Annotated in this window: 22 protein-coding genes; all 22 read right to left on the bottom strand. The window is 39.2% G+C overall.

Annotated features, from left to right (window positions below; all coding sequences use genetic code 11):
* On the bottom strand, positions 1-252 hold the full coding sequence (locus IPM48_14955) for a hypothetical protein (GenBank protein ID MBK9272881.1): 252 nt from the start codon (positions 250-252) through the stop codon (positions 1-3).
* A gap of 2 nt (positions 253-254) precedes the next feature.
* The gene (locus IPM48_14950; GenBank protein ID MBK9272880.1) at positions 255-575 is read right to left on the bottom strand and encodes an HNH endonuclease; all 321 of its coding nucleotides are present in this window, start codon (positions 573-575) and stop codon (positions 255-257) included.
* A 311-nt stretch (positions 576-886) separates the two neighbouring features.
* The gene (locus tag IPM48_14945) at positions 887-1,162 is read right to left on the bottom strand and encodes a hypothetical protein (GenBank protein ID MBK9272879.1); all 276 of its coding nucleotides are present in this window, start codon (positions 1,160-1,162) and stop codon (positions 887-889) included.
* Between the two features lie 26 nt (positions 1,163-1,188).
* Complete coding sequence (locus tag IPM48_14940) at positions 1,189-4,758, bottom strand: LamG domain-containing protein (GenBank protein ID MBK9272878.1); 3,570 nt, start codon at positions 4,756-4,758, stop codon at positions 1,189-1,191.
* A gap of 9 nt (positions 4,759-4,767) precedes the next feature.
* Positions 4,768-5,214, bottom strand: a complete 447-nt coding sequence (locus IPM48_14935; GenBank protein MBK9272877.1) for a hypothetical protein — start codon at positions 5,212-5,214, stop codon at positions 4,768-4,770.
* A 6-nt stretch (positions 5,215-5,220) separates the two neighbouring features.
* The gene (locus IPM48_14930; GenBank protein MBK9272876.1) at positions 5,221-6,126 is read right to left on the bottom strand and encodes a hypothetical protein; all 906 of its coding nucleotides are present in this window, start codon (positions 6,124-6,126) and stop codon (positions 5,221-5,223) included.
* Between the two features lie 9 nt (positions 6,127-6,135).
* Positions 6,136-7,002, bottom strand: a complete 867-nt coding sequence (locus IPM48_14925; GenBank protein MBK9272875.1) for a hypothetical protein — start codon at positions 7,000-7,002, stop codon at positions 6,136-6,138.
* A gap of 7 nt (positions 7,003-7,009) precedes the next feature.
* Entirely contained in the window at positions 7,010-8,101 is a 1,092-nt protein-coding gene (locus tag IPM48_14920) for a hypothetical protein (GenBank protein MBK9272874.1), read from the bottom strand.
* Positions 8,102-8,106: 5 nt separating this feature from the next.
* On the bottom strand, positions 8,107-8,673 hold the full coding sequence (locus IPM48_14915; GenBank protein MBK9272873.1) for a hypothetical protein: 567 nt from the start codon (positions 8,671-8,673) through the stop codon (positions 8,107-8,109).
* Between the two features lie 23 nt (positions 8,674-8,696).
* The gene (locus tag IPM48_14910; protein ID MBK9272872.1) at positions 8,697-10,730 is read right to left on the bottom strand and encodes a glycosyltransferase; all 2,034 of its coding nucleotides are present in this window, start codon (positions 10,728-10,730) and stop codon (positions 8,697-8,699) included.
* Positions 10,727-11,602, bottom strand: a complete 876-nt coding sequence (locus IPM48_14905) for a glycosyltransferase family 1 protein (GenBank protein ID MBK9272871.1) — start codon at positions 11,600-11,602, stop codon at positions 10,727-10,729. Before IPM48_14905 ends, IPM48_14910 begins: the two co-directional genes overlap by 4 nt.
* A complete protein-coding gene (locus IPM48_14900; GenBank protein ID MBK9272870.1) occupies positions 11,599-12,186 on the bottom strand; it encodes a class I SAM-dependent methyltransferase in 588 nt (195 codons plus the stop codon). The genes IPM48_14905 and IPM48_14900 overlap by 4 nt, the downstream gene beginning before the upstream one ends.
* Complete coding sequence (locus IPM48_14895) at positions 12,183-12,872, bottom strand: glycosyltransferase family 2 protein (GenBank protein ID MBK9272869.1); 690 nt, start codon at positions 12,870-12,872, stop codon at positions 12,183-12,185. The genes IPM48_14900 and IPM48_14895 overlap by 4 nt, the downstream gene beginning before the upstream one ends.
* Entirely contained in the window at positions 12,869-13,360 is a 492-nt protein-coding gene (locus tag IPM48_14890) for a methyltransferase domain-containing protein (protein MBK9272868.1), read from the bottom strand. The genes IPM48_14895 and IPM48_14890 overlap by 4 nt, the downstream gene beginning before the upstream one ends.
* Positions 13,357-14,406, bottom strand: coding sequence for a glycosyltransferase family 4 protein (locus IPM48_14885; GenBank protein ID MBK9272867.1), 1,050 nt, complete (start codon positions 14,404-14,406; stop codon positions 13,357-13,359). Before IPM48_14885 ends, IPM48_14890 begins: the two co-directional genes overlap by 4 nt.
* Positions 14,407-14,580: 174 nt before the next feature.
* Positions 14,581-15,984: a right-handed parallel beta-helix repeat-containing protein gene (locus IPM48_14880; GenBank protein ID MBK9272866.1), complete on the bottom strand. Its 1,404-nt coding sequence runs from the start codon at positions 15,982-15,984 to the stop codon at positions 14,581-14,583.
* A 1-nt stretch (position 15,985) separates the two neighbouring features.
* Entirely contained in the window at positions 15,986-16,276 is a 291-nt protein-coding gene (locus IPM48_14875; GenBank protein MBK9272865.1) for a hypothetical protein, read from the bottom strand.
* Positions 16,277-16,397: 121 nt separating this feature from the next.
* Entirely contained in the window at positions 16,398-17,306 is a 909-nt protein-coding gene (locus tag IPM48_14870; GenBank protein ID MBK9272864.1) for a N4-gp56 family major capsid protein, read from the bottom strand.
* A 35-nt stretch (positions 17,307-17,341) separates the two neighbouring features.
* Complete coding sequence (locus tag IPM48_14865) at positions 17,342-18,049, bottom strand: hypothetical protein (GenBank protein MBK9272863.1); 708 nt, start codon at positions 18,047-18,049, stop codon at positions 17,342-17,344.
* Between the two features lie 117 nt (positions 18,050-18,166).
* A complete protein-coding gene (locus IPM48_14860; protein ID MBK9272862.1) occupies positions 18,167-20,656 on the bottom strand; it encodes a hypothetical protein in 2,490 nt (829 codons plus the stop codon).
* 4 nt (positions 20,657-20,660) lie between these two features.
* Positions 20,661-23,738, bottom strand: coding sequence for a transglycosylase SLT domain-containing protein (locus IPM48_14855; protein MBK9272861.1), 3,078 nt, complete (start codon positions 23,736-23,738; stop codon positions 20,661-20,663).
* Between the two features lie 3 nt (positions 23,739-23,741).
* A complete protein-coding gene (locus tag IPM48_14850; GenBank protein ID MBK9272860.1) occupies positions 23,742-25,634 on the bottom strand; it encodes a hypothetical protein in 1,893 nt (630 codons plus the stop codon).

Raw genomic sequence — 25,634 nt, 5'->3', positions numbered from 1 at the left:
TCAAGTCATTGTTACACTGTAAAAATTCTCCTTTGTACTGTCGGTATATACTACCGTCATAGTTGCTTGAGTTTCTCCACCATATTTGTATTCATAAGTTTCTGTAGTGTCATTGGGATATGAAGCAATTATCTGATCGTATTTGGGTACCTTAAATCCCGTGTTTACAGATAGCGTGTTTTCAGAAGAGTTAAAAACTCTATTGAGTATTTCTTGTGCTTGAAATCTTGTTGATATATCTCCGTCTGTCATGATTATTGTGATGGATTATTAGGATTACCCTTGGTGTTTCTACCCATTCCCTTAATGTAATCCATGCGATCTATCATCCCTGCATGTTTCCTGCACAAGACTCTTAGATTGCTCATGTCATGAGTTTCTTTCCTAATAATCCCTCTTTCGGTATCGTGTCTTCCACCACCATTTATATGATCTATCACCAAATCACCTTCGTGTCCACCACCAGGAATAGCACACTTAGCACCTTTGGCTTTTAATATTTCAGCACGAGTGAACCCGAAACGTTTACGTTCCATCGCTTCTCTTTGCATCAATTTCTGGCTTTTACTTGACATATTTTGATATACTTATATGTAACACAGATCTGGGGAGGGGGATGTTTCTTACCAAACGACCTGTTCTAAAAACAAGTTAAACCCCTCCTTTTTTTAGTAATGTGTACCCACTCTTTTTGCATTAGGAATTGTACCTCCCATAACCTTTTGTCCTTCTTTGTGAACAGTTGGTGTTTGCATTGTCGGGACTTCAGAAACTCCTTTGGTGTTAGACTTAATGTTCATCGTTCCATGAGTAACAGTCCTACTTCCAGGGTTAGCTGCTTCATTTTGATTTACTACTTTCTGCGCCATATATAAGTCACCTCCTTTTATAACTTATTATTAATAGATTCTAACAATTTAGTATTAGCATCTATCTTGTTATTTAATATTTCAAATTTTAAATCAATCTCTCCACGGGGCACAAAAGCATTTTCAATATTTTCCAATCTATTACCCAAGGCAATAATAGTAAAGTGGTCACTGTTAAGAATACGGACAGTGCCAGCAACAGTAGCAATCGAGGTACTGATAATCGCACCGAGTAAAAGTCCGAAGAACTGATTTCTTGTAAAATTATAAGTTTTTGTCTTATTTTTTGCCATATCATTTGTTTATACTAACAGATATTTCATGCTTCTAAAAGAGTAATTGGAACCTCATTTTCCAATCCACCACCAGAGTCTTCTGGATTAATTACCCAATTGTCTGATTGATAAGAATGAAACAACACAGTATAGGTTAAACCATCAATGTCTGTGAATGTAACTAACTGTCTGGCTTGTTTCAAATCAAGTATTTTTTGATGTAAGTCTGCTCCTCTTATTCGAACAATCTCACCCACCGAATGATTACTTAACGCATAAGTTCCTGAAGACGGAATTCCCGTAAGGGTTGTGGACGTTTTCCCTGTATAAGTAAATACATCTTCATTACCATCTGAATCTTCAACCACAGCGTACATTGCGCTACCATTAGGATCAGGAAAACCATTTGTAGGACTAGCATCATCTGTACTTTTTAGAACAATTGAAGTATCTTCTGCGTTTATCGCAGTGCCAACAATTGCTTGTGGTTCAGCACCGTCTAACCAGATCATTTTATCGGGACACGCCAATTTCATCTTCCACATATATTTGAAGTCTGGAGATAAAACATATTTGAGAATACTTTTTCTGAGTGTTGGTGTTTTGCTCGTATCTGAAGTTGATAGTGTGTAGCGCAAAGAAATCTTATACGAATAAACTCCAGAGGCAAAGTTAAATGTTTCAGAAGTAGAACCTGCCGTACTTGCTGTTCCTAGAGTAGTCCAACTATCTGTTTCATCAGCCCTGTATTCGATTAATATACTAGCACCAGTCGGCAACGAATCATACATGATTGTTATGCTTCGATATAGTTTGTATATATTAGGCAATTGCGCTTCAAAATAGGAACTTTGTAAGGTTCCACTACTTGCATATACAGAATCATTGACCTTATAAATTGTGTTACCAGTAGTTCCTAGGATCAATTCGTTTCTAGCAACAATACCAGATTGAATACCCACACTAGGCGGAACAAATGCTTTATGAAATCCATTTCTATCGAATAGATATACAGCCTCCTCACCAGTTAATCCGTTAGCTCCATTAAGTCCAATTGCCAATTTGTCATCCCAAACACCCATCCAGTCTAAAGTTACATCCCAAGGAAACTCGAACAACTTATCAATCGAAGCCGTATTAAATACATAAAGTTTCTTGTCTGTTGTGGCAATGAACAGAAGTCCGTCAAATACTTCCATCGTTTTGGCAACTGTAAAACTAAAATCATATACAAATTGCCATGCGTAGTTATCATAACTCCACAAATATCCTAAAGAATAATTGTCGATTGAATATTCAGGATGACCACCACAAACATATAATCTCTGATTGTAAACTTCCATATCCCAAGGATATCCAGGATTGTCGGGTTGATCTATGTCTTTACTCTCAGTAAAAGTGCTTCCATCGCTAGTAGAATAAATTTTTGAACGGGGAGATAGTCCCACAAACAGCTGTGACTCATATACTTGTAAACACAAGGCAGCAGCAGTACCTGTTCCAGTAAATGTGTATCTTAATTCCCAATCAGTACCGTCATAGATATATAGCCTAGCGTTGTTGTCCCGTGTATTATTGGGATCTCCTGTTGCAAACCACAATTCCGTATTGCCGTCCAATTGCGCTTGAGCTATTTCGTTTACACGAGTGGCTTCACCCAATATTCTAAACATCATATCTTTGCCAGAATCTGCACTCCAACCAGAACCACCATCAGTAGAATCTGCAGCATCTCCATCATCATACCCAGGGCTTGACGTGTCAGCCCCCCAAGCATAATTATTATCATTTGAAGCAGCGTCTGTTTTCAGTACCAGCCAATACTTAGTAGAATCAGATAAGTTGGCTGTAGACACAGAATCAAAATCAAGAGTAATCCAGGCATAATCAGTTTCTGCAAAAGAAGAAATAGTGCCTGTTAGGTTGGCATCAGCAAGTGTCCCTGAAGGAGCATTTGTGTCATCAGTTTCGATTCTTACTGTAATATCCCCTGGAGTACCAGCATTTTTCTTTAAATAAACCTCAACTCCTTTTACACGGGTATCAGCATCTAAAGTAAAAGCTTGGGCTGTCGCTTTTTCAGTACCACCATCATCTCCAACCAGTCCAGATCCGTCAACAGTGCTAATATCATCATTCCATTTTAGCCTTCTTACATTAAATTGCTCAGTCCAAGTTGAAGTACCGTCCCACAGATATACCACGCCAGAATCATCTGCTCCATATATCTCAAAAATACCTCCACTCGCAGCATCTCCTTGAGGATCTTCATCTGCGGTTTCTGTACTTGGTTCCTCTGAAAGAGCATGGGGAAAAGAATTTCTTGTTACGTTGTCAAAACGAATATTACTCATCTGTCCAGCAAAACTTTCTCCAAATCTTATGGTTGAATTACCGCTTCTGATTAATCCTGTTTGTCCAGAATTTGAAAAATCTAAGGTAATATTAAGAGAACCGTCTAAATAAATATAAACCTGATCTGTCCCATCGAACACAAAAGCCAAATGGTGCCAATTTGTATCTTGGATTACACTTGTTGCCGTCAACTCTGGATAACCAGAATCACCCTGTAGACCCACTTTAATTCCACCAGTGCCAGTCCAACTTGCCAGCCATTTAGAAGTTGCCTGTCTTTGATTAAAAATATATCCCCCACCACCAACAGAATCCTTCTTAATCCACATTTGAATTGTTCCAGCGTCTTGATCGAAAGCTGGAGTCTCCATATATGCACCACTATTTCCAGGAAAATCTAAAGCCCAACCAAATTTACTATCACTTGCAGTCCAAGTGACGCTTCCATTTAGAGTTGCATCATTCCCATTACCAGACGTATCTTCTACTGAAGTACCTGTACCCTCTTTGTTGTGCCACAAACCCAATACATTAGCGTCTGTATCTGGGGGTGTATAAACTTCATTCCATCCATCATCATCTGTCGGCTCCTTATCCGTACTCTCAGAAGAATAACCGTAGTAAAGATAATATGAATCATCTTCAGCTTCTGCTGCGATTGAAACCTGTGTTGAGAACACGGTTAAGTCAGCATCTACATAATCACGGGTTAGATCGGTGTCTGATGTCCCATCGGAATAAATTATTCTCCAATCTTTTCTGTCAGATCTTACATTACCTGCTGTTTCTATAGCATCTGAATCTTCTGTCAATTTAACAGGATATCCTTCTGGTACAGCACTGGATCCAGCAGTTATGGTTATCTTCCTTCGGTATTCATAATCTGTACTCCACCATCCAGAAGAAGATGATGACCTTAACCCAAATGACCTCATTCCATCATTAGACACAGTTCCTGCTGAATTAATGGCTTTTTGCAAAGTTAATTTCTCTTGTGCTGTTGGATCAACTGCGGATGATCTGAAGAACTTTCCCCCATCATCAAAGAACTCTTGATCAAACCCATTGAGCCAGTTGAGCTGCGCCCAATGCGGAAAGAAAGTTGCATCTCTATAGTTGGGATCACCTGAACTAAATTTGTTTACAAAGTATGGAGCCTCTTCTCTCGTATAAATATGTCTTTCAACCCTTGCTTGTTTAGCAAGCATAAAACCAAAGTCTTCAATCTTTAAATGATATTTGGAGTCAATTGCTGACATATAACTATACTACCTTCCTTTTGCCAACCAAGCAACATTTACAGATGTTTCTGTATTCCCAGCATCATTTTTCCAATAGATTGTGACTCCATTTATGGTGGGTGTATTAGTGACCGCTTGTATGTTTACGTCTCCATCTTGGGGCGTAACAAACACATCTGGCACTTCGGTAAAAGGAGTGCTAAAAGTAAGAGCTACCGATCCTGATGTTCCAGAACCAGACCAAGTTACTACACCATGTTCCTCACGCTCAAGCGGTCTGAAAGCTCTAACCATTTCAGGAGTAGCTTCAGCTTGTAATTTCCTAGAATCAACACCTTTGTGAGTGTGTAATTTAATAAATTGAAGCTCCAAAAAAAGCGGTGGATCTAAACTCTTTAATCCAATTTGACCGCCACCGATATCTTCTTTTGTTGTTAGAGCCTTGGGTTTTGTTTGAAACTCAAGATATGTCATAGCTCATTATCTACCAAAGAGGCTTCTCAGTCCATTGAAGATATCTCCTGCTTTACTTCTTAAATTATTAAAAGCACTGCTGATCGAACCTTGTCCTCTAATTGCTGGAATTGGTGATTGTGAGTATTTCTGTTTTGCCTCAGATATTCCTTTTTCTGGAAACGGATTACCAAGCAATTGACCTAGAGTGTTAATCAAGTTACCTGCTGCACCCTGGATAAACTGACTTGTAGTTGGAGTAAAACTAGTTACACCGCCTGAACGGGTTACTCCCGTAGATCCGATTCCTCTACTCAAATCTTCCACCTGTTCTCCACCCTCTTCAGGAGCAGCAATGGTTCTACCAGATAATGCACTAGCAATTGTTGGCAAGAATCCTTCACGTCTTACTACTTGTGGTGCCTGTTGTGTTGTCTGTGATCCCAATACTTGAGAACGATCGCTAACAGGTGCTGCTCCAGGAGCTGCTCCACCAGATACCGATCTAGCCACTCTACCCCCAGGTGCTGCTTGAGATGCTACACTTGGAGTTTGTGATGCTACGGAAGGGGGTGAAGGATTAGGCTCTGTAATCCCCTGAGTAAATTGTCCACCTGCTTGAGATGGGGCTGGGGCTGGAAAACCTACCATTCTTCCCATACTACCAGCCAACATATTTGGGGCAGCTTCTTGTGGGATTGCCTCACCTGGAGTTCTTGTTTCATCAATTGTTGGTTTAGCTGTTACAATTTTATCAGAACCAGGAGGAACCTTCCTCTCCAATGGTTCTTGAATTAAAGAGCGTGACAATGTTCCAGTTTCTCCTTTTTGTGGAATCTGTGGCTGTTGGATCTCTTTCTCTTCTTTCTCACGATACTTACCACCTGGATTGGTCTTCGCTAGTAGAGATGATCCTAAACTTCTTAATGCCATAATATTACTTTATACCCCCGTGAGATTTATTTCAACTGGTTTTCTAGTTCTCCTCAATTGTTGCTCTCGTAAACGTATTTGTTGCTCAATTCTAGTTATAATATTATTAAGCTGCGGAAGTGATCCACCGTCAGGTTTTGCAATAGTATTATATTTGTAATATCTAGCTCTATCTGCTTCAAGAGTTTCATAAGCATCAAGTCTCATGAGATTAATAATGTGAGAATCCCAAATATTCGGAACTTCTGACAATTTGACGAATTTCTTTTCCACCCACGCCCTAATGGTGTCTCCATTGTCTGGAGGATAATCAAAAATTAAGTTCCTTCCTCTTACTTGCCATCCATGCTTATCGCCAATCTTTTCTCCATTACTATTTCTTAACTCTAAATCAGTAAGTCTTGTTACTTGTACTGGAAACGTAAATATTTCTGTTGTTCCGTCTGGCACAAAAGCTGAATCATCGTAAGTTTCAAACCAAGTAAGAGGGTAAAGTTTATCAATAGCTTGTGTAAGAAAATCGTCAACTTCTTCATTACTGAAAAAATAATTGTTTGAATTGGTATCTCTCATCTTGTTTCTAAATCGAGTATGTAAAACTGTAGTTCCCGAAAGAAAGATATCTGAGTAGGCTGATACAGCAGATGAAGTAGAGTTGAGATATCTAAATCTGTAATAGTGAGTACCTACGGTTCCAGTGGAATCAACGTATTGCGTGTAACCTGTAGAAAGATCAGAAGCTCTCGAGGTATCAATATCGACAGTATCTATATTGCTCATAGCAGCAGCACTATTAGACGTAGCCCGTTCTATCTCTATCTGGTCATAAGAAGAGGTAAGATCTATTGGATTTCTGACTTCTAATACAACTGTCATAATTTAACTATACACTGTTTGGCTTATCTCCGCTACCCGATACCATTCCAGTCGGTTCATCTTTAGCCAACGTAGCTCCTTCTGGCTCCTGATCTATTGAACTTATATATTTAGGTACTTCGTTTATTCCCCTAAAAAAAGTTCTGGTAAAAGATTGTATCAACCCAATACTTTCTGAAAGAGACTTGCCAATTAGTTTTGAAAAACTATCTGTCAGGGTTACAGCTTCTGTCCATCCTCTTGAGAGAACCCTTGAATGAGTATCAACCAGAGTAATTACCTCATCCATGTCTTGTGTGTATTCTGTACCCGTCGATAACTCGAATGTACCATTACTTGAAAAAGTAACCACAGTATAATCACCATCTGTTGCAGAGCTACCCCCTGTGTGATTAAACTCTGATGTTAAGTATCTGATAATCACCACTCCATCTCCACCTGCCTTTGGTGTACCGCCAGCAGCAGCACCTCCACCACCACCGCCAAGCCCGTCAGTACCCGCAGTTTCATCTCCTGCTGCACCAACTCCGCCAACGTGTGAACCACCCTGTCCACCGCCACCAGTACCACCCGCACCGCCAGTTGCAGTTCCCGCACCATCCCGATAACATCCACCGCCACCGCCACCTGCATAAGTTACAGATGATCCAGTTATAGAATTGGCTGTACCATTACCGCCAGCACCACCATTTGTGCCCGCATTTCCACCTACTGCACCTGCGCCACCACCGCCTCCACCATGATAATTGGGTGATGTATTTACTCCGCTTCCACCGTTGTTTCCCTCACCGCTTCCGTCTCCTGCGCCGACAGTTCCATCTCTTGAAGCACCACCACCTGAGCCTCCAGCAGCACCATTTCTCGAACCGCCATCATCATCTCCGCCAGCACCACCGCCCGTGGCTGTTATGGTATTAAAAACTGAATCTTCTCCGTTTGTATCAGCGTTTCCGCCTTCTCCAACGGTTACAGAATAGCCAGTGCCTACGGTTATTGAGTGCGTGGCGTCATACATATAACCACCGCCACCGCCACCGCCACCCTTGTTGGCACCGCCACCGCCACCACCACCTATTACTAATACTGCTATTTCTGCCATATTAACTAATCTACGTCAATATTCCAGGTTGGAGTCCATGTATCTCCATCTACAACATTAACTGCTGCAAATACCTGACGAGCGAGAAGAATACCGTCTGAAGAAGCGTTAAGAAGACCGCACTCAGTTATTGCTACTGATCCAGTTACTGAAAAAGCTTTAGTTACAACCGCAGTATCATTTGTTACGTCTGTAGTATCTCTAGTTGGAGAAGCGTCTTGCGCCCTCGTAAGACCACTAGAAGATGATTCAGTTTCAAGAGCTGTATCTGTAACAGCAGCAGCAGTAGTACCAGTACCATTAGCAATATAATCAAAGGGGTCTATAGCAGTAGCTCCATTAATAAGAGCTGCTACAGCAGCCTTACCAGCATTAGTTACTAAATTAGACATGACCATCCTGTTTGACCAATTTCCAAACAAATAGTTTATCTTGGGGAAATGAGGAGAAACGATATTCTTTTTCAATAACCATCTAAAAAGACGATTAGGTTGAAAAATTGGCTTTAAATTGCCATCTTTATCACGAAGTTCATAACTGACATTTAATTTTATGTTGAATCTACCTCGCATAGTTCATTCTCTAATCAAAGTATTTAATTGTCAACTGCCATGATGGTTTTAATATCCTTAATGATATCTTCCCCATAAGCTTCAATAAGTATTCGCACAATATCACTTGCCTGTTTTTGGGGCACATAAATATCATCTTCTCCACGTGTCTGAGCCTTAAATTTACCAACACTTAATTCTATGCGTCTTGATACCCGAATCTTAACTTTTAAATCTACACCAGAATCGGCAATATTGTCAGAAACAACTCTAGTAGCTACCTCTCTGTGTTTATCAGATCTGTGTTTAAAAAATTCAAAAGAGTTTGGCAATTGTTCGTTGCAGATAACACAATAATTTTTTCTATATTTCGTATCTTTCATAAGCTTTTTCATTGCTTTCACCCATTGGTTTTTAGCTAAATACTCCCAGGAATATTTTTCCAAGGCTCTTTTTCTTCCCTTGTTTTGCAATCTAATCCGCTCTTGTTCATCTCTTAATAAACTAATTATTTTATTAGCAAACTTTTCTCCGAAAGAATCTGAGTTAGGATCTCCATCTATCATGATACCACTATCCGCAACTGTTGTTGGCAAAGCACCCATTTTTGACGTTACAGGAACCGCTCCAGAAGCCATACACTCCATTGCGGAAATACAAAAATTCTCATCATAAGTACAGGGGTAAGCCATTATTACAGATTCTAATTGTTCTTTTATTAATTCTTTTCTTGGTATCTTCCCCAAAAATCTGACTCCTGGCATGTTTGCAAAAGCAGTTTGAAACTCCATATTACCCCTATCAGATCCCCAAAGACGATAATCAGAAGTGATAACTAATTCTGCATCGGGTACTTTTTCTCTGATATTTGGGTAAAACTTAGCTAAACGATCAAGTCCTCTCCTCGGCACCGAGCAATAAATGAGCTTATTTGCCTTCTTTTGAGGTAGATTATTATAGTCTGATGCGTTAATACCCAAATCTAAACTAATTATCTTTCGAGGATTAAAATCATATCTACCCAACAAATAATTCCTATGATATGTGGAAATGGTTATAGTAAGATCTACAAAAGGAATAATCTCTTCGTTCCAGTCACTTGTGGTGTATTGGTCACAAGTCCAAAAAATCTTAGTGTGAGCGTTGACAAGCCTAAGACCTGGCATGGAATTTCGGTAAAGAATAAAAACGTCTGAATAGTCATGATAGGAAAAGTTACTAATGTTCAAATAATTTACTCCATTAAATTTCCCCTCAACCTTAGTATCGTTATATATATCAACAACGTGTCCCAACTTTGCTAATTCTCTGGATAATAAAATCAAAGAAGCTTCTGCACCACCAACTCCCTTGCCTTCATAATCCTTATCAGTAAATGGATATTGGAGAGTACACATAAAGACGATTCTCAGATTCTTTCCTTTCTCAATTTCATATAATTTATTTCTATAAACGAATTTGTTGTATTTAAACTTTTCAGGTATGTTTATTTGATCTGAAGACTTGGATCCGAGGTGATTGATTCCAAACTCAACCTTTTTCAGTTTGTAACCCCTAGCTATTGCCCTTGCACAAAGTTCAGAATCCTCAAAATAGGCTATATGAAAGTCAGGATCAAACACTCCGTACTTCTCAAGAAACTTGTTATCAATTAATAAACACCATCCATTTATATATGGCTGATTTCTAAGCCTAAACTCTGTAGCCGAATTAAAATCGACCAAGTGTTGACCAATTACTGTTTTGGGTTCTATCGCACTTTCCAGCTTTTCAAACCACTTTGGATCACTAAAAAGAACATCATTATTTAAAAAGAGCGTATGGGTGGATTTGGGATCTCTATGCTTCCATGCCTCATTATTACCACCGCCAAATCCTAAGTTGCTCGTTGCACCACAAAATTTTATCTGTTTATATTCCTTAGCTAAAGCTTTTAAATAATTATATGTTTCATCTGTCGAACCATTGTCAAAAAGTATCAATTCGTAATTACCTTTTGTGTTTTTTAAAAAACTTTCAATAAACGGTTTAGTTACATCTTCCAAGTGGTTCCAGCAAAGAACAATTATAGTTATCATATTAGTTTTTTAGCTCGATTATGATAATGATGAGGCTGTACTGCTTTATACCCAGCTTCTGCTATTACCCTTCTCGTCTTTTCATTTTCTATATAAAATTTAACTTTTTCAAGCGCATCTTCAATTCCATTAAAAGTTACATAATGAACACCGTTTTTCATACTAAGCACATCAAGGTCTGGTACATAATTAGTTAGCACCAGCTTTTTCATTGCCAAACCTTCCCAAAATCGTGCTGGAAGATCATTCTTACTGCTCCAGTTAAACGCTATAGCACCTTGGTTATATAAACGGACATACTCATCATAAACACTACCCAACGCATTGTAGACTTTAAATCCCGAAGCCTCCATTGATTTTAGAGCCTCTACCCGATGGTCATATTGTAGTCCACAAAAAACTACATCATATTTCTGTTTCAACTTTAGTGGTTTGTGTATGCCCCTAAAATATCCATAGGGCAACCATTCTTCTTCTTCAGTCTTATAACTAAATTGCATGTTAAATACCTTATCTGCATATTTCAATCTCGGTTTATAATCAACGGCATGAGGATCAGTTTTTATAAATACATTTTTACAAAGAGCCTTACCTGAAAGATAAGTGGTATCAGAAGCTTGAACTATCATATCAGGCTTCCATCCTTCGCTCTTGAAGTGATTTAGTACCTGCTCCAACGGATAAGCTTCAACTTCTGGGATGACAAGATCGGGAGGAAAAAAATAACCCACATTCATTCCACCGTTCCAGGGTATGTAATCTCCCTGATAACACCCTACACTTTTGACATCGTTTCCTAAATCCCTTAACGCCCAATCAAACCATCGCCACATGGCAACAGGAAAGGCTCTACCGTGTATTAATATTTTCATGCTTTTGCGGTATAACACACCAACCAAGTATCGTTTTCCTGTCCTGTTTCGGGAACAGGCTCTTCTTTCACATCATCAAAAATATTCCTCATCATTTTACTTAATGATTTATAATCAAAAAAGAACTGACAAAGAGTGTGCCATGTTTTCCCTCGTTCTAATGTTTCTTCATAAACAGTCGAATTTGTTGTAACCCAAGAAACAATAATTACATCACCCTTACGTTTTACTACATTTTTGTAACCTCGTAACGTTTGTTCGAGATCTTTTGGCTGTATATGATCTATCGTGGAGAAATCCATTAAAACATCAAATGTGTTATTTTCAAAAGGAAGTTTGCGAATATCTCCTTCAACTACTTCAATTTCAGGAATCAATTTTCTAACCTTATTTACATACAGAACTTCATACTCTAAAAGCGTAATATTTTGATTACCGAGATTTGGAGCAATGCCCCCCTCAATGGGAATATCTAACAATTCATTATAAGCATCTGTTTTCAGAACATTAAGACCCTCCCTCTCCCCAATGACCTCTTGTGCCTTGTTTAAATAAAACTGCCAATGACTGAATCTGTTGCTCATATTATTTCTTCAGGAATTAAAGATAATCTTCCACATCTGTCTTTGGGGTGTGCATGATGTCTGTGCATTTTATCGTAATACAACATTTTTCTTTTTATATCCTTCTCCGTTTGTGCAAAATAATGAAGCAAAACTTTTGGATGATCGGGTTTTCTCACCGCAGGATCATTTTCATCTATTCCACCTCTCATGTTCATTTGTCTGGGATCGGATTCGTCACAATATAATTCCAGGTCAGATCTAAAAGCCCATGAAGCCCAACCAGTAGTCATTTCAGGAAAATATCTGTAATAACCATAAATATGATATTGCTTACATTTTATCTGTTTCACGTCTGATTCTTGCATCATTTCTCTGGCACTATTAATTAACTGATAGGTTGGAACCAAATCACAATCTGAGTAAATGATCCAATCTGCCTCGTGTTTTTTTGCAAGACTGATTAAGTGATTAATATGATTGGGTTGTTTGGTGTAAAACTCGTTCTTGCCCGTGAATATTCGATTAAAAAGTGAATTGTACTCATCTATAACCACCTTGGGGAACTCTCTTGCCAACTTAATAGTTTCATCTGTGCTTCCAGAATCTGAAACAATAATCTCATCACAGAACTCAGAATATCTACCACAAAATCTCTGTATATTATTTTCTTCGTTTAAGGTTCTAACAAGCGCAATTATTTTCATGGCTTTTTGAGTCTCACTGTTCTTATAAATCCCGTTCTATAACTTTCAACCTTTTCAAATTTGAAATTAATTCCATAAGCTTCATAGGCAAAACTACCCTTTTCGTTTCCGCCCCACTGACCACAAAAATAATTAAAGAATCCATCAGTAATCATAGTGTCGGTATGGGTTGGATCTTGACACATTTGCTCCATCTCCTCTGGCACCGATATATGTGCTATGCCATTCTTCTTGAGAACCCTATGGATCTCTTTCATGATTAAAACTCTCGGATAAATGTGTTTGAACTTGCCATCTTCTTTGTAGTAAACGACTGAAGGTATGTGTTCTAAAACCTGTTCCATTCTGACTTCATCAAACTCTTCATCTTCAAACTCCCACGGAGTATTTACAATATCGAACACATGAGTTGTATCTGGAAACTTAACTTGATCTACTTGAACATCTGCTTTTGATGCTCCTCCTGCTCCTATGTCTAATATTTTCATATTGTCTTTAATAACTTTATCATATCTTTAGCGCAAGCCTCCCATGTATGATGCGTATTGATATGTTTTGATGCTCTCTTACCCTTTTCCCTAGCTTCGTCTTGATGTTCATAAACATACCTCATCCAATACATAAGTTCTTGTATGTCTATATTAGCCCAATTACCAGGCTGTTCTAAAGCATGTGGGTTGACACCTTTGCTATATGAAATTGGTTCCAAAGGATAAGCATACTCTGAGTCAGCAATCTCCTCTAATCCTGAATAATTGGTAACTATAGTGGGAAGCCCTGTAGACATAGCCTCTCTGGGGGGTTGACCTACTCCCTCAGCCTTAGAGGGAAAGACAAAACAATCAAAGCTGTAATAAATGTCACGAAGATCTTCAGGCGAGACATGTCTTGTGTCGGTAATAATACGATCATCACTGAAATAACGATAAAAACCAAACTCTTTATTACTACTTTTAAGATAAAGTTCAACAGGTTCATTATTATCAAATTCTGACACAAAAGCTTTCATCAATTCAAATACTCCCTTCCTGTCGTTTAAATATCCCACAATCCCAAACCTAAATTTGCTCTTCTGTGGTCTTTCGCAATATGGGAACATTTCAGTCCAAGTTCCATGACGTATCACACTTACTGGAACTGTTACGCCAGATTTCTCAAATACTCTTTTTTGAAACTCATTCGGAACTACGACCATATCCATCGAATTACAAGCATTTACCCAAGGTTCACCAATCTCATCAGACTCAGCCATAGTATTAGCAATCTTGAACTTGGATTTATTAAGATGAAAGGAGAAAGGAGTGGTTTCGATTATTCCTATTCTTTGTCTTGTGAACGGTTTTTGGAGAATATCTCTTTGCTCACCAGTAAGGACAGCATACTCAGGAGTACCAGGAAGAGGAATGAACTTAGCATGTGGGTAAACATCGACTCCCAGACGAGAAAGATGACATACCCAATTAAGGTTAGCAATGCCATAACCTCCAAAACTAGTAAAGTACCCATAATAGTTAATCTTTAAAGTATCTTCCATAAGAGCTATGTGATATTGCCTGATAAATAGAAAAACTGTCTATTTCAGACTCCTCGTTCGCTTTATACGAAAACTTGATTTTATTCACCGAACCTTCCACTCTTACTGGAAAAGTTACTTTATATGGTAACACAAAATTTGAGAGTTCTTTGACAGGCTTTTTACTTTTCATTTCTATATTTTCCTTGGAGTGACCAAAAGAGCATCTATTACACCTGCGCTATCATCACTTGTATATGCTTCCAATGCAATCGCAAAAGCCATATCCCCAGAAGCTGCTTTCATAGCTACTCCTGCTGTAGTAAATGTCCCAAGAAAATCTCCCACTGCAATATCCGTTGTGCCATCAACCTTGAGATTTACTGTTTTACCCTGAACAAGCACCCTCAAATAAGCATCATTATCTGCTGCTTCTGTTGCCATACCAAACACTAAATCATCTCCTTGAGCTGTTGTGGTTGTTACCTCATTACCTGCAGCAACAGCTTTTAATGTAACAACATCTCCCACTGCCAAAGCACCGCCAGAAGTATTTTTTGCCGTTAATATTTTTCTTGTATTTTCAATCGTAGTAGCTGGCGCACTAACATTTAAGGAGTAATTACCCTCAACATCGATCGTTTCTGAATTGTTTAAATTGATTGTAGAATTGGAACCAAACCCATTATTTTTGATGGAAAGTCCTTTTGTTGCTACACCCAAAAGAATATCGGAACCGATAAATATATTGTCATGAATTATTCCCACATTATCATGCGCTCCTATTGTTTGTATTCCATAACCAGTTCCAGTAAAGTAATTTCCAATTATTTGATTTTGTTCTCCATCCAACTGAAGTGCGACTCTACTACCGTGCGTGAAATGACAATGCTTAACCATTCCGTAATCTTTTATGCGCATCCCATACGCATCTACAGCATTTTGTACGCTAAATCTACACCCAATTATATTTGATTGAGATGTATTGTTTAAATAAATTCCCCGATAGTTAGATTCAAATCTGCAATTAATTACCGTACCTGGAGTAGTTGCTCCAAAATTTATCCCGTAAGCTGTGGCACTGGTAAAACCATGAATATAACATCTATCAAACCAAAAATCGACCAACGAAGAAGCTGTTATACCATTTACTGTAACAGTAGTACCAGCTTCAATCTCAACCCCAATTAACCTGGGTCTTGTGGATGAAGTCATCGCAATACACCCCGAAGTGTCAGCAGATCTATATATTTTCAGATCTCTCATACAAGCATCTGAAATAGCTCCCCAAACTATCCCAAAAGCTCCATTCGCAAAATCTAATATAGTATTTCCAGCCCCAAACCCAGCAATCTCAATTTTATCATCAAGAGTAATATCGGCAGCAAGGGTATATGTACCTTCTAACAATTGTATCTTTCCTCCAATATCACCAAGTGCGTCAATAGCTGCCTGTATCTCTACATTGTCGGCTGTTCCATCACAGACGTAATCAGCACCAGTGTTATCAATAGAATTAGAAGCAGCGACTACCAAAGAAGCTGCTCTCGGAGTTGTTGTTCCTCCCCCACCACCTGAAAATCTTGTACTCGGAGTCATATTATTCTGCTATTGCAATCCAACTTACACCATCATCATTTGTTCCAACATCTATATAAACTAATGAAAGATCATCGATATCAAGACTAATAGCTTCACCAGCAGCTAACACAAAACCATTACTTGAAGATACTACGTTATTTCCTACATAAACTGATCCAGTATTTCCAGAAAGAGCTTTGATAGTTACTGATTCCACTTGAGTTGAAGTTGCAATTAATTGCTCGGCAGTCCCAGCCGAAGATACTGTCTTTTGTCCATTAATAATTTTTACTATTTCGTCTACTGCCATAATTCATGGTAATCCCAAAACAACTACCTGTCAATTATTACCTGTTGAGGTTTTACCTTCCCACCCCAAAGGGCTTATTGATTTATAGAGTGATAAGCTACTCCATTTTTAGTCAACAATCTTATCGTGCAGACTCTAATCGGAGCATGTAGCTCTGTTGTAGAATCACAGATTTCAGATAAGCTTTCCATGCTATTGCTGTTTTAACTTTGTATTCGTCACCGTGACCTCCAGGAGGCGTAATAACGACATCAAAATCTCCAGGCAATAACCTAGCTATACCATAAGCTCCTTCACCAAGTATCAAGGTTTGCTCGACATTGGAAACGGAGTTATTGGATCCAGAATCAGAGACTGATGGAGCTGTAGAAGTTCTTACGAACCTTACACCATCAATATTAGCAACCTCCCCTGTAAACAGAGAATTATCCTTTGCAAGATATCGAGTTGCCTCTCTGAAAGCTGTATCTTTCATCAAACGAGTTTTGACATAAGGCGAAATAATAGCAACGTATTCATCTCCCATCATAGGAGCATCGTTTACCTCAAGGGTTTCTACGTTGTCTAAAATATCGTCTAAGTCAATGGTATCTGTACTGATAAGCCCTTGCCTAGCATTTTTGTTGTTTGCATAACCAACAGTAGTACCAGCAATAAGCACATCTCTTACCTTTTCGTTAATAGTTTCACCAGCGTTCTGACCGATAAGTTTTTTGTACTCATCTTCCAGTTTGAGGAATGAGGTTTCCCCCAATGCCTCAAGCAAGGTGACACCATTTCCCCAAAGTTCCAGTGTTGCAGTTACAGTAGAATCTGTAACGGTCTCTGGAGCCCATGTAGGAGAATCAGCAAGAACTGATCCTGGGATGCTAAGTTTGTCAAATTTCAGCCAAGAAGCTGTTTGACCCTTTCTTCGCATCACCATATCAGGCATACCGAATTGTGGATAGACCAGCTTGGGTTTTGCAAACTCCAATGTTTTTCTAACGTTGTAGACTTCGATTGTGTTGGCACCCAAGGCTCTTGTCATTTCAGACATGTTTTATTTAATATTTCACCACCTTTCTATTGGGCTTGGGCTTTCTTGAATTGCTCTTCAGCAAGTCTTTCCAACTTATCTATAGGCATAGTCCAAGGATTTACATCCTCTTCACCTCCAGCATCAGCCATACCAGGATTTACTATTTCTGGTGCTGGATTGCCTTGAATATTAGCTGGTTGAGCCTGTGAGTCCCCTTGCAGATTCTGGTTCGGTTGTTGAGAACTAGTATCTTCAACCCTATCGAGTAAAGTCAGCTCTATTTCGTCAAGAGCCTGTTCGTAATTTCCAGTCATCCAAGACTGTCTATTGGCAAAAGCCCAAGGATTAGATCTTATTCTAGCTTTGTCTTCTTCTGATATTTCAGGATAAAGCTTTAAACGATCTTCTAACCCTACTCTAAGTCTTGCATCTGCCACTTCCAAAGAAACAGCATATTGACCTTCTGGAGTGCTTAATATCTCTTCATTATAATCAGCACCCTGACCTTGAGTTCGATTACCACGTTTAGCTTCAACTATGGCACGATTCAAGCGTTTAATTTCAGCTTTCATCTTGCTTAGTTCCTCATTCCCTTGATTAGCGGTTTGAGGGCTGACATTACCATCGGGATCACCTGAATTAACTGATGGATCAACCCCAGCATTGCCTGGATCGGCTGTTATTACTGAGTTCCCACCAGACGGGTCTCCTGCGTTTTGGTTCTGTTCGTTTTCATCCACAATAATCACCACCCTTCTTGAGTCTTTAATAGACTCAAGACGGACTACAGAAAATAACTTCCATAGTCCAACTTGAACCTACCAATAACTAAGCCTATCTAAATAGATCATTAAATGTCAATAGGACACTTATTCCATCAATTTAAGGAGTCTCTGAGTTTCTTTTCTTAATCTCTCTGGATCCTGTATTTCAGACTGAAGCCTTTTGATCTTTACATTAATTGCAGCGTTTCTACCATACTCATCATAAATCTTTCTCAACTCAGCTCTCTCTGCGTTATTGACATAGAATCCACCAATAATCAAATCAAGCACGGATTCAGTTCTTCTATTTACATCACCAAACTGAGTAGTTGATCTGACTGGTCTAAGTAAACTTTGAGCGAAAGATGATTTTCTAGTCGGATCAAACAAATCTCTAAATTGCTCACCAGCAGGAAGATCACGATCGGTTCTGGGTGCGCCAGTATATGTATCAAACGGTGTAAAGCCTGGATATATCATTGCAGGAATCTGTGGAAGATCCTTAATTGCTGGATTCAACATGTTACCAACACGTTTAAGATTAAGTGAGAAAATATCATTTACAGGTAGATTGGGAACCCATCTAATAGGATCACCATTAGCATCTGTAAATGGAGTTGGAAAACCAAACCCTTCCTCGTTTTCTGGAATGTTATAACCCTCATTCATAGTTTTATACAACTTTGCCAAGGGTGCATACCTCTGTGGAGCTGTAACTATAGATTGTAATTGCAAGGGAATGTTGAACCTAGCCCAAGTGTAGAACGGGAAGACTCTTCGCATAATATTAGTTTCAAACGGAGCAAGACCAGCCAAATAATCAAACAAATATTTGTTAGTTTCTGCTATAGCTTTCCTTGTGGCAGTAAGTTCATCCAAACCTTGTGTTATGAATTTCTCTCTTGAGTTTAAAAAGAAAGCTGATCTAGCATTATTCTCAAAAAAGTTACCAATTTGTCTAGGACTATATTTTTTTAAGTTTCTTACAATTGGAGAATCAAACTGAGCTAAAAGCCGTCCAGCATCAACATCAGCAAAAGCTTTATTTACAATGTCTGCACCAAACTGTCCTCTGGCAAGTATTCCAGAGCTTTCAAGGATAGCTTTTTCCCCCTCATCAAAGCCACCACCAATGGCTTGCAAGAATTTCCTAGGATCTTTCATTCCCCCAATCCAGGAATTAAATATATTACCCATTATGTTCATGGTATGAAATGAAGGATTTATGGCTGTGGCTGTAGGCTTCCAAAGTCTGTTGAAGGTATCTATGCTTCTAGCAATTAATCCGCTTTCCCCATATACTGCCAGTAGATCTTTAGCTACCCTTTCTGGCAAAGCCCATCCCTTCAGCTCGATTAAGGTTTTGGGAGTGTTGTCAAGAAAAGCTATGAACCCTTCTTTGGCTGGAGCAGCCTTTCGAATTTTATATCCCAAATCACTTTTAACCATTTTTAAGAAATCTTGCATAACAGCATTTTGGAATTGTGCAAGTTCACGTTTTGCAATAGCCTTGGGAGCATTAAAAGTAAATCCAGTTCCACCCTTTCTTTTTTTTAAATACCAAGCTCGTTCCCCGATCTCTCTACCCTTACCAAAATATTTCTGAATAGTCTTTGGGGCAAAGTCAGTGTGTGGGAAATATCCTCCACGAGTAAGGAGATCTTTTGCAACCTCACCCGTCATTCTACCTCTCTCAACAAGGTCATAAACCTCACGATTCAAAACCCTTCTACTCTCACGCAGCATGGGCTGGATTTTCTCCCACTCCCCCGATTCTTGAAGTGCTTTCTTAACAGCCCCCAAATCTTCTCCTGCTCCTGCAAATTTAGGCTCCAAAAACTTAGCTACTGCATCTCTGGCTTCATCGGAAAGACCCCCATATTTACTAAAAACATCAGCAATATCTTTAACGATCTTTTCGGCACCAACTCCAAGCTTTGTAGGTATCTCAGACTTTAAGACATTATAAGTTTCAGGTAATCCATATCCCCTAACGAACTTGCTGCCAATTAATTCTCTTACTGGTTTGGTCACATCAGCAACCGTGTCAAAAGTTTTAGTAGCCTTAACAGCCTTGTTTGCTTTACTAAACAACTTTGGAATAAATCCACCAGCCACATTGAGCGGATCTAATACAAGTTCACCACCAAAAGCCGTAGCCTTTCTAGTAAACTCACTCGTTTCAAGTTTCTTTTCAAATGGTTCTTGCAACAAAGCTCCTAGCGGACCAAGCGTATTAACAACGGCTGTCGATACACCTTTCCTTACTTCTGGATTTTCTTTTAGAACCTGCTCATAACCCTTACCGCCAGTTATGAGGTTTTGAAACATCTGCTGTGGTTTGTCCAAAATATCTGCGATTTTCCAAACTAAACTTGTCTTTTGTGCTGGCTGTTGTTGAATACCGCCAGAAGAGAACTGTGGCTGATTACTTAAATTAAGCTTAGGAATTTTTAACTGCGCTTCCGTTGGCTGTTGGAAAGAAGATATAAAATTTTGTTGATTGGTCTGAACCTGTTGAGAAGGTGATATTCTCGGTTCATCCTTCCTTGCAGATGATCTAAACTGATTGAAATCAATGTTGAAATATGCCATATCATTAATCAAAAGGATTTAGCTTGCTAAATATGTTGCTGACCGTACTTTTAATTTTAGGTGCAACCACTTGCCTCAAATAATCTGGAACTGCTTGAGCCTGTTTAACCACATTAAATCTTTCAAGAGGCTGACCAGTCGTTTTTTGGAAACTTGAGCTGAAACTATTGCCGATATTTGAAAGTGTGTTTCTAGCAAGAGTCGTAAAATCAGGTCTAGGTGCTTCAGGTGTAGGAGATAGAAGTTTCGGTCTAAATAGATCTCCTATCGTTTGGACTTGATTGGGTGCTTGCTGTTGTTGTTGATTATTAGATGGAGGAGCTGGAGGAGTAAATCCTACAGTCCTACTACTTGAACTTGGTGATGGTTCAGTTTGTTGAGACGATTCGAAGCCATGTTTTCTTAGAAGCTCTCTGGTTTGATCGTTAGATCTAAAAGCTTTATCAATCCTGTCTTGGTTGGGTCTTATACCAGCTTCCCAATCTCCAGGCTTTAACCCAAGAGCTAACTCAAGATTTCTGGTTTCAAGATCAGGCGCAGCTTGAGCGACTGGAGTATTGCCTCCAAAAAGATCTTTGATCCTATTCCCTAGACTTTTTGACTTCCCTGCTCTCAAATCATCTGGCGCACCGTACCAAGCTTTCCATCCCTGCTCATCTTTTATGATTGCTGCCATCTTTGCATTTTTAACTGGATCAAACATATCATCATAGGAAGTAATTCCAGCTTTTCTCATTTGATTACCCTTTCTTCTCTGAAAATCAGCAAAGGTATCAGAATTTATCTGAAACAATCCTCTATCCTCAGAACCATTCGTATTTATATTTACAGCTCTTGGATCAAGAGGAGCGTTTTCTCCCTGTAATACTCTCATTGCGTCATCGGCTTCACCACCAAAAACACTATTCAAAACATCTGAATACTTGCCACCAGTCAATTCGGCTGCTTTGGCTTCAGGAACTATCCCTGGAAGCTTAATTCCACCAAACAAGTTACTAGCCCCTCGTTTAATTGTATCTAAAAGATTTCCACCAAACTTGGTAGCTGCTTCGACAAATGGTTTAGTTTGGGGAGCAATAAAGTTATTAATGCTCCTACTGACGTTTCCAATGTTACTAAACAAATCTTTATTTATATTTATCACTCTTTGAATTGGTGTCTGATCTCCATAGACTTCAGTTGCAGCTTCAAACTGTTCTCTTAGATTTTTAAGCACAGGTACACTTTTCTCTAACTTTTCTTGTACTTTGGCTTCAAGCTTCAACCCTATCAAATCATCTGCCTTGAATGGTTTTCTTTGCACAATCTCTCCTTCTGGAGTCTGTTCAAGAATCTGATTTTGAAGCATCTCGTTTACGGTACTTTCCGCATAGGGTCTACTGATTATATTGCCTGACTCATCTTGACTTTGTAGGAACTTAACCCGTTCTTGAGAGAGCTTGCCTGTATCGTCCAATTTGTTTATATAGCCCAATCCCTGTTTTCTGGCATAATCCTTGATGACAGGGCTGTCGATCAAGAAACCATCTTTATCAGTTACTTGAATCTCTTTTCCGTCAACTTCAATACTAGCTGGGTAATAAACCTTGTGCCACACGCCATCTATTAAGGCATAATTTTCATCAAATTGACCAGCTCGTTTCATATTGCCAACATCCGTCAGAACCACATCTCCCTTACTCTGTCTTTGTCCCAAAAGATTGGTAAGCGGTGATTCAGAATCAATAAACAAAGGTTCATAATCTTCAATGTTCTGTGCCACTCCGATTAAACTTTCATGAATTCTAACCATATCCTCAGCTTTTTCCAGATAACTGTCAGCTGAAGAATCATTGCCAAAATTGTTATATAGCTGAGAAGCCTGGTCAAAGAATCCTGTTTTAGCCTGAGCTAACATCAATCCTTTTGCAACATATTCATTCTTGGTTATTTTCCCATCTCTGAAGTCCTGTTCTAACTCATCTTCAGTTTTTGAAAAATCTCTTTCGATTATTCTTCTCTCCTGATTAAATGCTGAAGCAGCAGCCTTGGCTCTAGCAGCTTGTATATCACCAATCGTATCTTCAATGCTAACAGTCGTGTTGGCAATCGAATTATCTATTCCAGCAATATCATCTTGTAAATTATTTAAGGCAATTGTTAATGACGTTTTCTGATCTCCCTCAGCAGCAGCTACAGCCTGTTGATAAGCATCAATCAAAACCATCTTGTCTTCCCTCTGACCATATAATCTTTCAAGAGTTTGCTGTTGCCTGTCCAATCTCGTTAGGGCTGAACTAGACACATCCGAACTGACACCACTAAAACCAGTCAAACTCCCACCACTTCCTCCTTCATTATCAAAAGAGGGAGCCTGAGTACCAGTTAGCTGTTGATAGAGGGTTGCCCCTTCATCAGAGTTTGGTACACCACGACCAGCGGTGGGAGTTTCAGATACTTGCAAGCGAGCTTGCGTAATGAAATCGTTAATTTCAGCTCTTTTAGCTGAAGCTTGATAATTATTGGCTTGAGTAGAAAGACTGATAGCCTGTTGTTCATCACCATCAAGCCTAGCTTGTTGAGCTAGTGTGTCATAGATTGATGCCTTTTGCCATAGTTTTTCAGAGCTGTCTTCAGGCATCTGAGAAAGCTGATTCAACTGCTCAATTCTAAAAGCACTTCGTTCCTGTCTTTCAGCTTGATCTTTCAAAGAACTTACTAACCTCTGTTGGTTTATATAAGCAGTAGAACCCTTCTCCTTCATATTCTCAAGCTTAGACAATTCATACTCGTATCTAGCCCTGGTTGAGATCTCACCAGCCTGATGTGCCCTTGAAACTTCAGCATCCACAATCTCTTCATTAGCCGACTCCATCTTTTCCTTAATCGATACTTGAGTACGTGGGGTGTTCCAAGCACGAGTCAACCTTTTTTCCAAATGTGATATATAAGCCTCAACAGAGATATTTCCTTCTGCGTAAAGATTATCAACCATCAAATCTTCTGCTGAAGCTTGTTTTTTAGCCAATGAAGAGAAAACCCCTGAACCAGAGGTCAACGAAGGTCTTGAAATTGACCTGAATCTATCGAGTAAAGTTGCCATCTTTTATACACCTGATTGAGCATTTATATTTTGACTGGTCTGTGCTACTGCCCCACGAGCTGATGCCGTTTGTCCAGTAGGAGTACCCATCGCACTAGGAATTCCACGCTGATCGTTCTGTTCTTGACTCCTCAAGGGTGCCTTAACTGCTGGAGTGGGCTGATTTTGCAAGATCTGATTACTTTCAGCCATCTGAGCTTCCGACTCCACCATAGCTTTTCTTGCCTCGATAGAAGCCTTGACTGCACCAGGAGAAAACTCGTTAAATTTCTGCAAAAGAGTCATCAAATCTTCATCTTTGTGTTCCATCTTCATTTTCTTAATTTCTTTCGCTGGATCTGGGAAACCAACCTGTTCAAGATATGTGTGAAGCGAAATTGCACCCCGATCTCTTAGGGTTGAAGCATCAACAACTTTGTCAGATCTGGAAAGAGGTAAAATATTATCCCAATCAAAAGTTACATCCCGAATAACTAATTCTCCATCCTCAAACATCCCCTCTTCAGTCATGATAGACTCTCGCATAAAACTGTGGGTTTCTGGAAAATAATCAATCAAATATTGTTGGATTTGTTTTATCAAATCTTCCAAAACATCATTCCATTTTCCTCTGAAAGACTCGACCAAATCTGCTACGGGCTGATACTGAATTGCAGCTACTCGACCAGTATAGGGGGCTGTACCAGCCGAAAGCGCAATTTTGGGTAATCCCAAGTTAAACATGTGTTCCATAACTCTGTCCAAATAGACATCAGACGGGAAAGGAGAAATACTCATTTGAAGCGGTTTAAAATCTACATTTTCACCCTCTAAAAAGATTACCTGTCCGCTTCCTGGTTTAACCGACTTAGCATCAAAATCAGGCATGTTTAAAACCAGAAATTTCATGTGACTTCCAACTCTCACCAAATCTCCCTCTTCACCAGTCCTGTCATTAAGTTCAAGCTGAGGATCTATCAGTGGATCTATAAAGCCCATACTCCAAGGTTTACCAGCCACCACAAACGAATGACCAACCTTTTTGGGAATGTCTTTGTAATCAGTAACTACAAATTGTTTTAGATCTTTATTGATATAAATTATATTTATTACTTTTGCTTTTCCATCAATCACTTCCCAACCCCAATAGTCAGTAACCCTGGCTTTAGGAACCTTAGCTATCCCGTCAGGAACTGTCTCTGCATCACTTCCAGACGCATTTGAAAATATGCCATACTGGTCATTGTTGTGGCTTCCCCGTGAAGAAGCATTTGCAGTTTTTTCATCTCCCACAGGTTCTGCTTCAAAATCGTACTCTCTCTTGATTTTATCCAATGTCCACAAATCTGAAAAAGTGATTGAAGAAAAACTTGTACCTGAAGCATCATCCCATCCAACAGAAACTTTTAACACATCTTCGTTTGGAGTTATTTTTATTTCTGGCTGATCCGTGTCCTGATTTTTAATCACCCTGCAATCAATCACGAAATCTCCATCACGCACCTGACTTACAGCAGCCTTTTCCATCTTGACTGGAAAGAACTTATTATCTTTAAAAACCTGTCTAACTGCACTTTCCAAAGCTTCACTTCGAGAAGTTTCGATTTCATTGCTTTCGTCTTTGGGAACAATTTTGATTTTAGGTGGTTGGTTTACCAAAACCGAAACAATCTTTTGGCAGAATTTTAAAATGTAATTGAAAGTAGCAAGAATATGTCCTTCCTGTTTTTTGCTTGGCTGACCAGTCACGTTAGTCCACTTGTCGTGTCTCCCCTCGTAGAAGTCCCTGCGTTTTTGAATTATCGGTTGGCGATTACTGATTTCATGTTTCATCCCATCAAGTTTCTTTAAAACCGCATCAGAGATGTCTTCACGAACCTTGCTAGAAACAGATTTATCAATAATAAAATTTGCCAT

This window comes from Saprospiraceae bacterium (assembly GCA_016715965.1).
Lineage (GTDB): Bacteria > Bacteroidota > Bacteroidia > Chitinophagales > Saprospiraceae > Vicinibacter.
This window is presented reverse-complemented; position numbering and strand designations above follow the sequence as displayed.

Excerpts from the sequence above, each read along its gene's own strand:
- IPM48_14955 (MBK9272881.1), bottom strand. The coding sequence starts at position 252 with ATGACAGACGGAGATATATCAACAAGATTTCAAGCACAAGAAATACTC.
- IPM48_14950 (MBK9272880.1), bottom strand. The coding sequence starts at position 575 with ATGTCAAGTAAAAGCCAGAAATTGATGCAAAGAGAAGCGATGGAACGT.
- IPM48_14945 (MBK9272879.1), bottom strand. The coding sequence starts at position 1,162 with ATGGCAAAAAATAAGACAAAAACTTATAATTTTACAAGAAATCAGTTC.
- IPM48_14940 (MBK9272878.1), bottom strand. The coding sequence starts at position 4,758 with ATGTCAGCAATTGACTCCAAATATCATTTAAAGATTGAAGACTTTGGT.
- IPM48_14935 (MBK9272877.1), bottom strand. The coding sequence starts at position 5,214 with ATGACATATCTTGAGTTTCAAACAAAACCCAAGGCTCTAACAACAAAA.
- IPM48_14930 (MBK9272876.1), bottom strand. The coding sequence starts at position 6,126 with ATGGCATTAAGAAGTTTAGGATCATCTCTACTAGCGAAGACCAATCCA.
- IPM48_14925 (MBK9272875.1), bottom strand. The coding sequence starts at position 7,002 with ATGACAGTTGTATTAGAAGTCAGAAATCCAATAGATCTTACCTCTTCT.
- IPM48_14920 (MBK9272874.1), bottom strand. The coding sequence starts at position 8,101 with ATGGCAGAAATAGCAGTATTAGTAATAGGTGGTGGTGGCGGTGGCGGT.
- IPM48_14915 (MBK9272873.1), bottom strand. The coding sequence starts at position 8,673 with ATGCGAGGTAGATTCAACATAAAATTAAATGTCAGTTATGAACTTCGT.
- IPM48_14910 (MBK9272872.1), bottom strand. The coding sequence starts at position 10,730 with ATGATAACTATAATTGTTCTTTGCTGGAACCACTTGGAAGATGTAACT.
- IPM48_14905 (MBK9272871.1), bottom strand. The coding sequence starts at position 11,602 with ATGAAAATATTAATACACGGTAGAGCCTTTCCTGTTGCCATGTGGCGA.
- IPM48_14900 (MBK9272870.1), bottom strand. The coding sequence starts at position 12,186 with ATGAGCAACAGATTCAGTCATTGGCAGTTTTATTTAAACAAGGCACAA.
- IPM48_14895 (MBK9272869.1), bottom strand. The coding sequence starts at position 12,872 with ATGAAAATAATTGCGCTTGTTAGAACCTTAAACGAAGAAAATAATATA.
- IPM48_14890 (MBK9272868.1), bottom strand. The coding sequence starts at position 13,360 with ATGAAAATATTAGACATAGGAGCAGGAGGAGCATCAAAAGCAGATGTT.
- IPM48_14885 (MBK9272867.1), bottom strand. The coding sequence starts at position 14,406 with ATGGAAGATACTTTAAAGATTAACTATTATGGGTACTTTACTAGTTTT.
- IPM48_14880 (MBK9272866.1), bottom strand. The coding sequence starts at position 15,984 with ATGACTCCGAGTACAAGATTTTCAGGTGGTGGGGGAGGAACAACAACT.
- IPM48_14875 (MBK9272865.1), bottom strand. The coding sequence starts at position 16,276 with ATGGCAGTAGACGAAATAGTAAAAATTATTAATGGACAAAAGACAGTA.
- IPM48_14870 (MBK9272864.1), bottom strand. The coding sequence starts at position 17,306 with ATGACAAGAGCCTTGGGTGCCAACACAATCGAAGTCTACAACGTTAGA.
- IPM48_14860 (MBK9272862.1), bottom strand. The coding sequence starts at position 20,656 with ATGGCATATTTCAACATTGATTTCAATCAGTTTAGATCATCTGCAAGG.
- IPM48_14855 (MBK9272861.1), bottom strand. The coding sequence starts at position 23,738 with ATGGCAACTTTACTCGATAGATTCAGGTCAATTTCAAGACCTTCGTTG.
- IPM48_14850 (MBK9272860.1), bottom strand. The coding sequence starts at position 25,634 with ATGGCAAATTTTATTATTGATAAATCTGTTTCTAGCAAGGTTCGTGAA.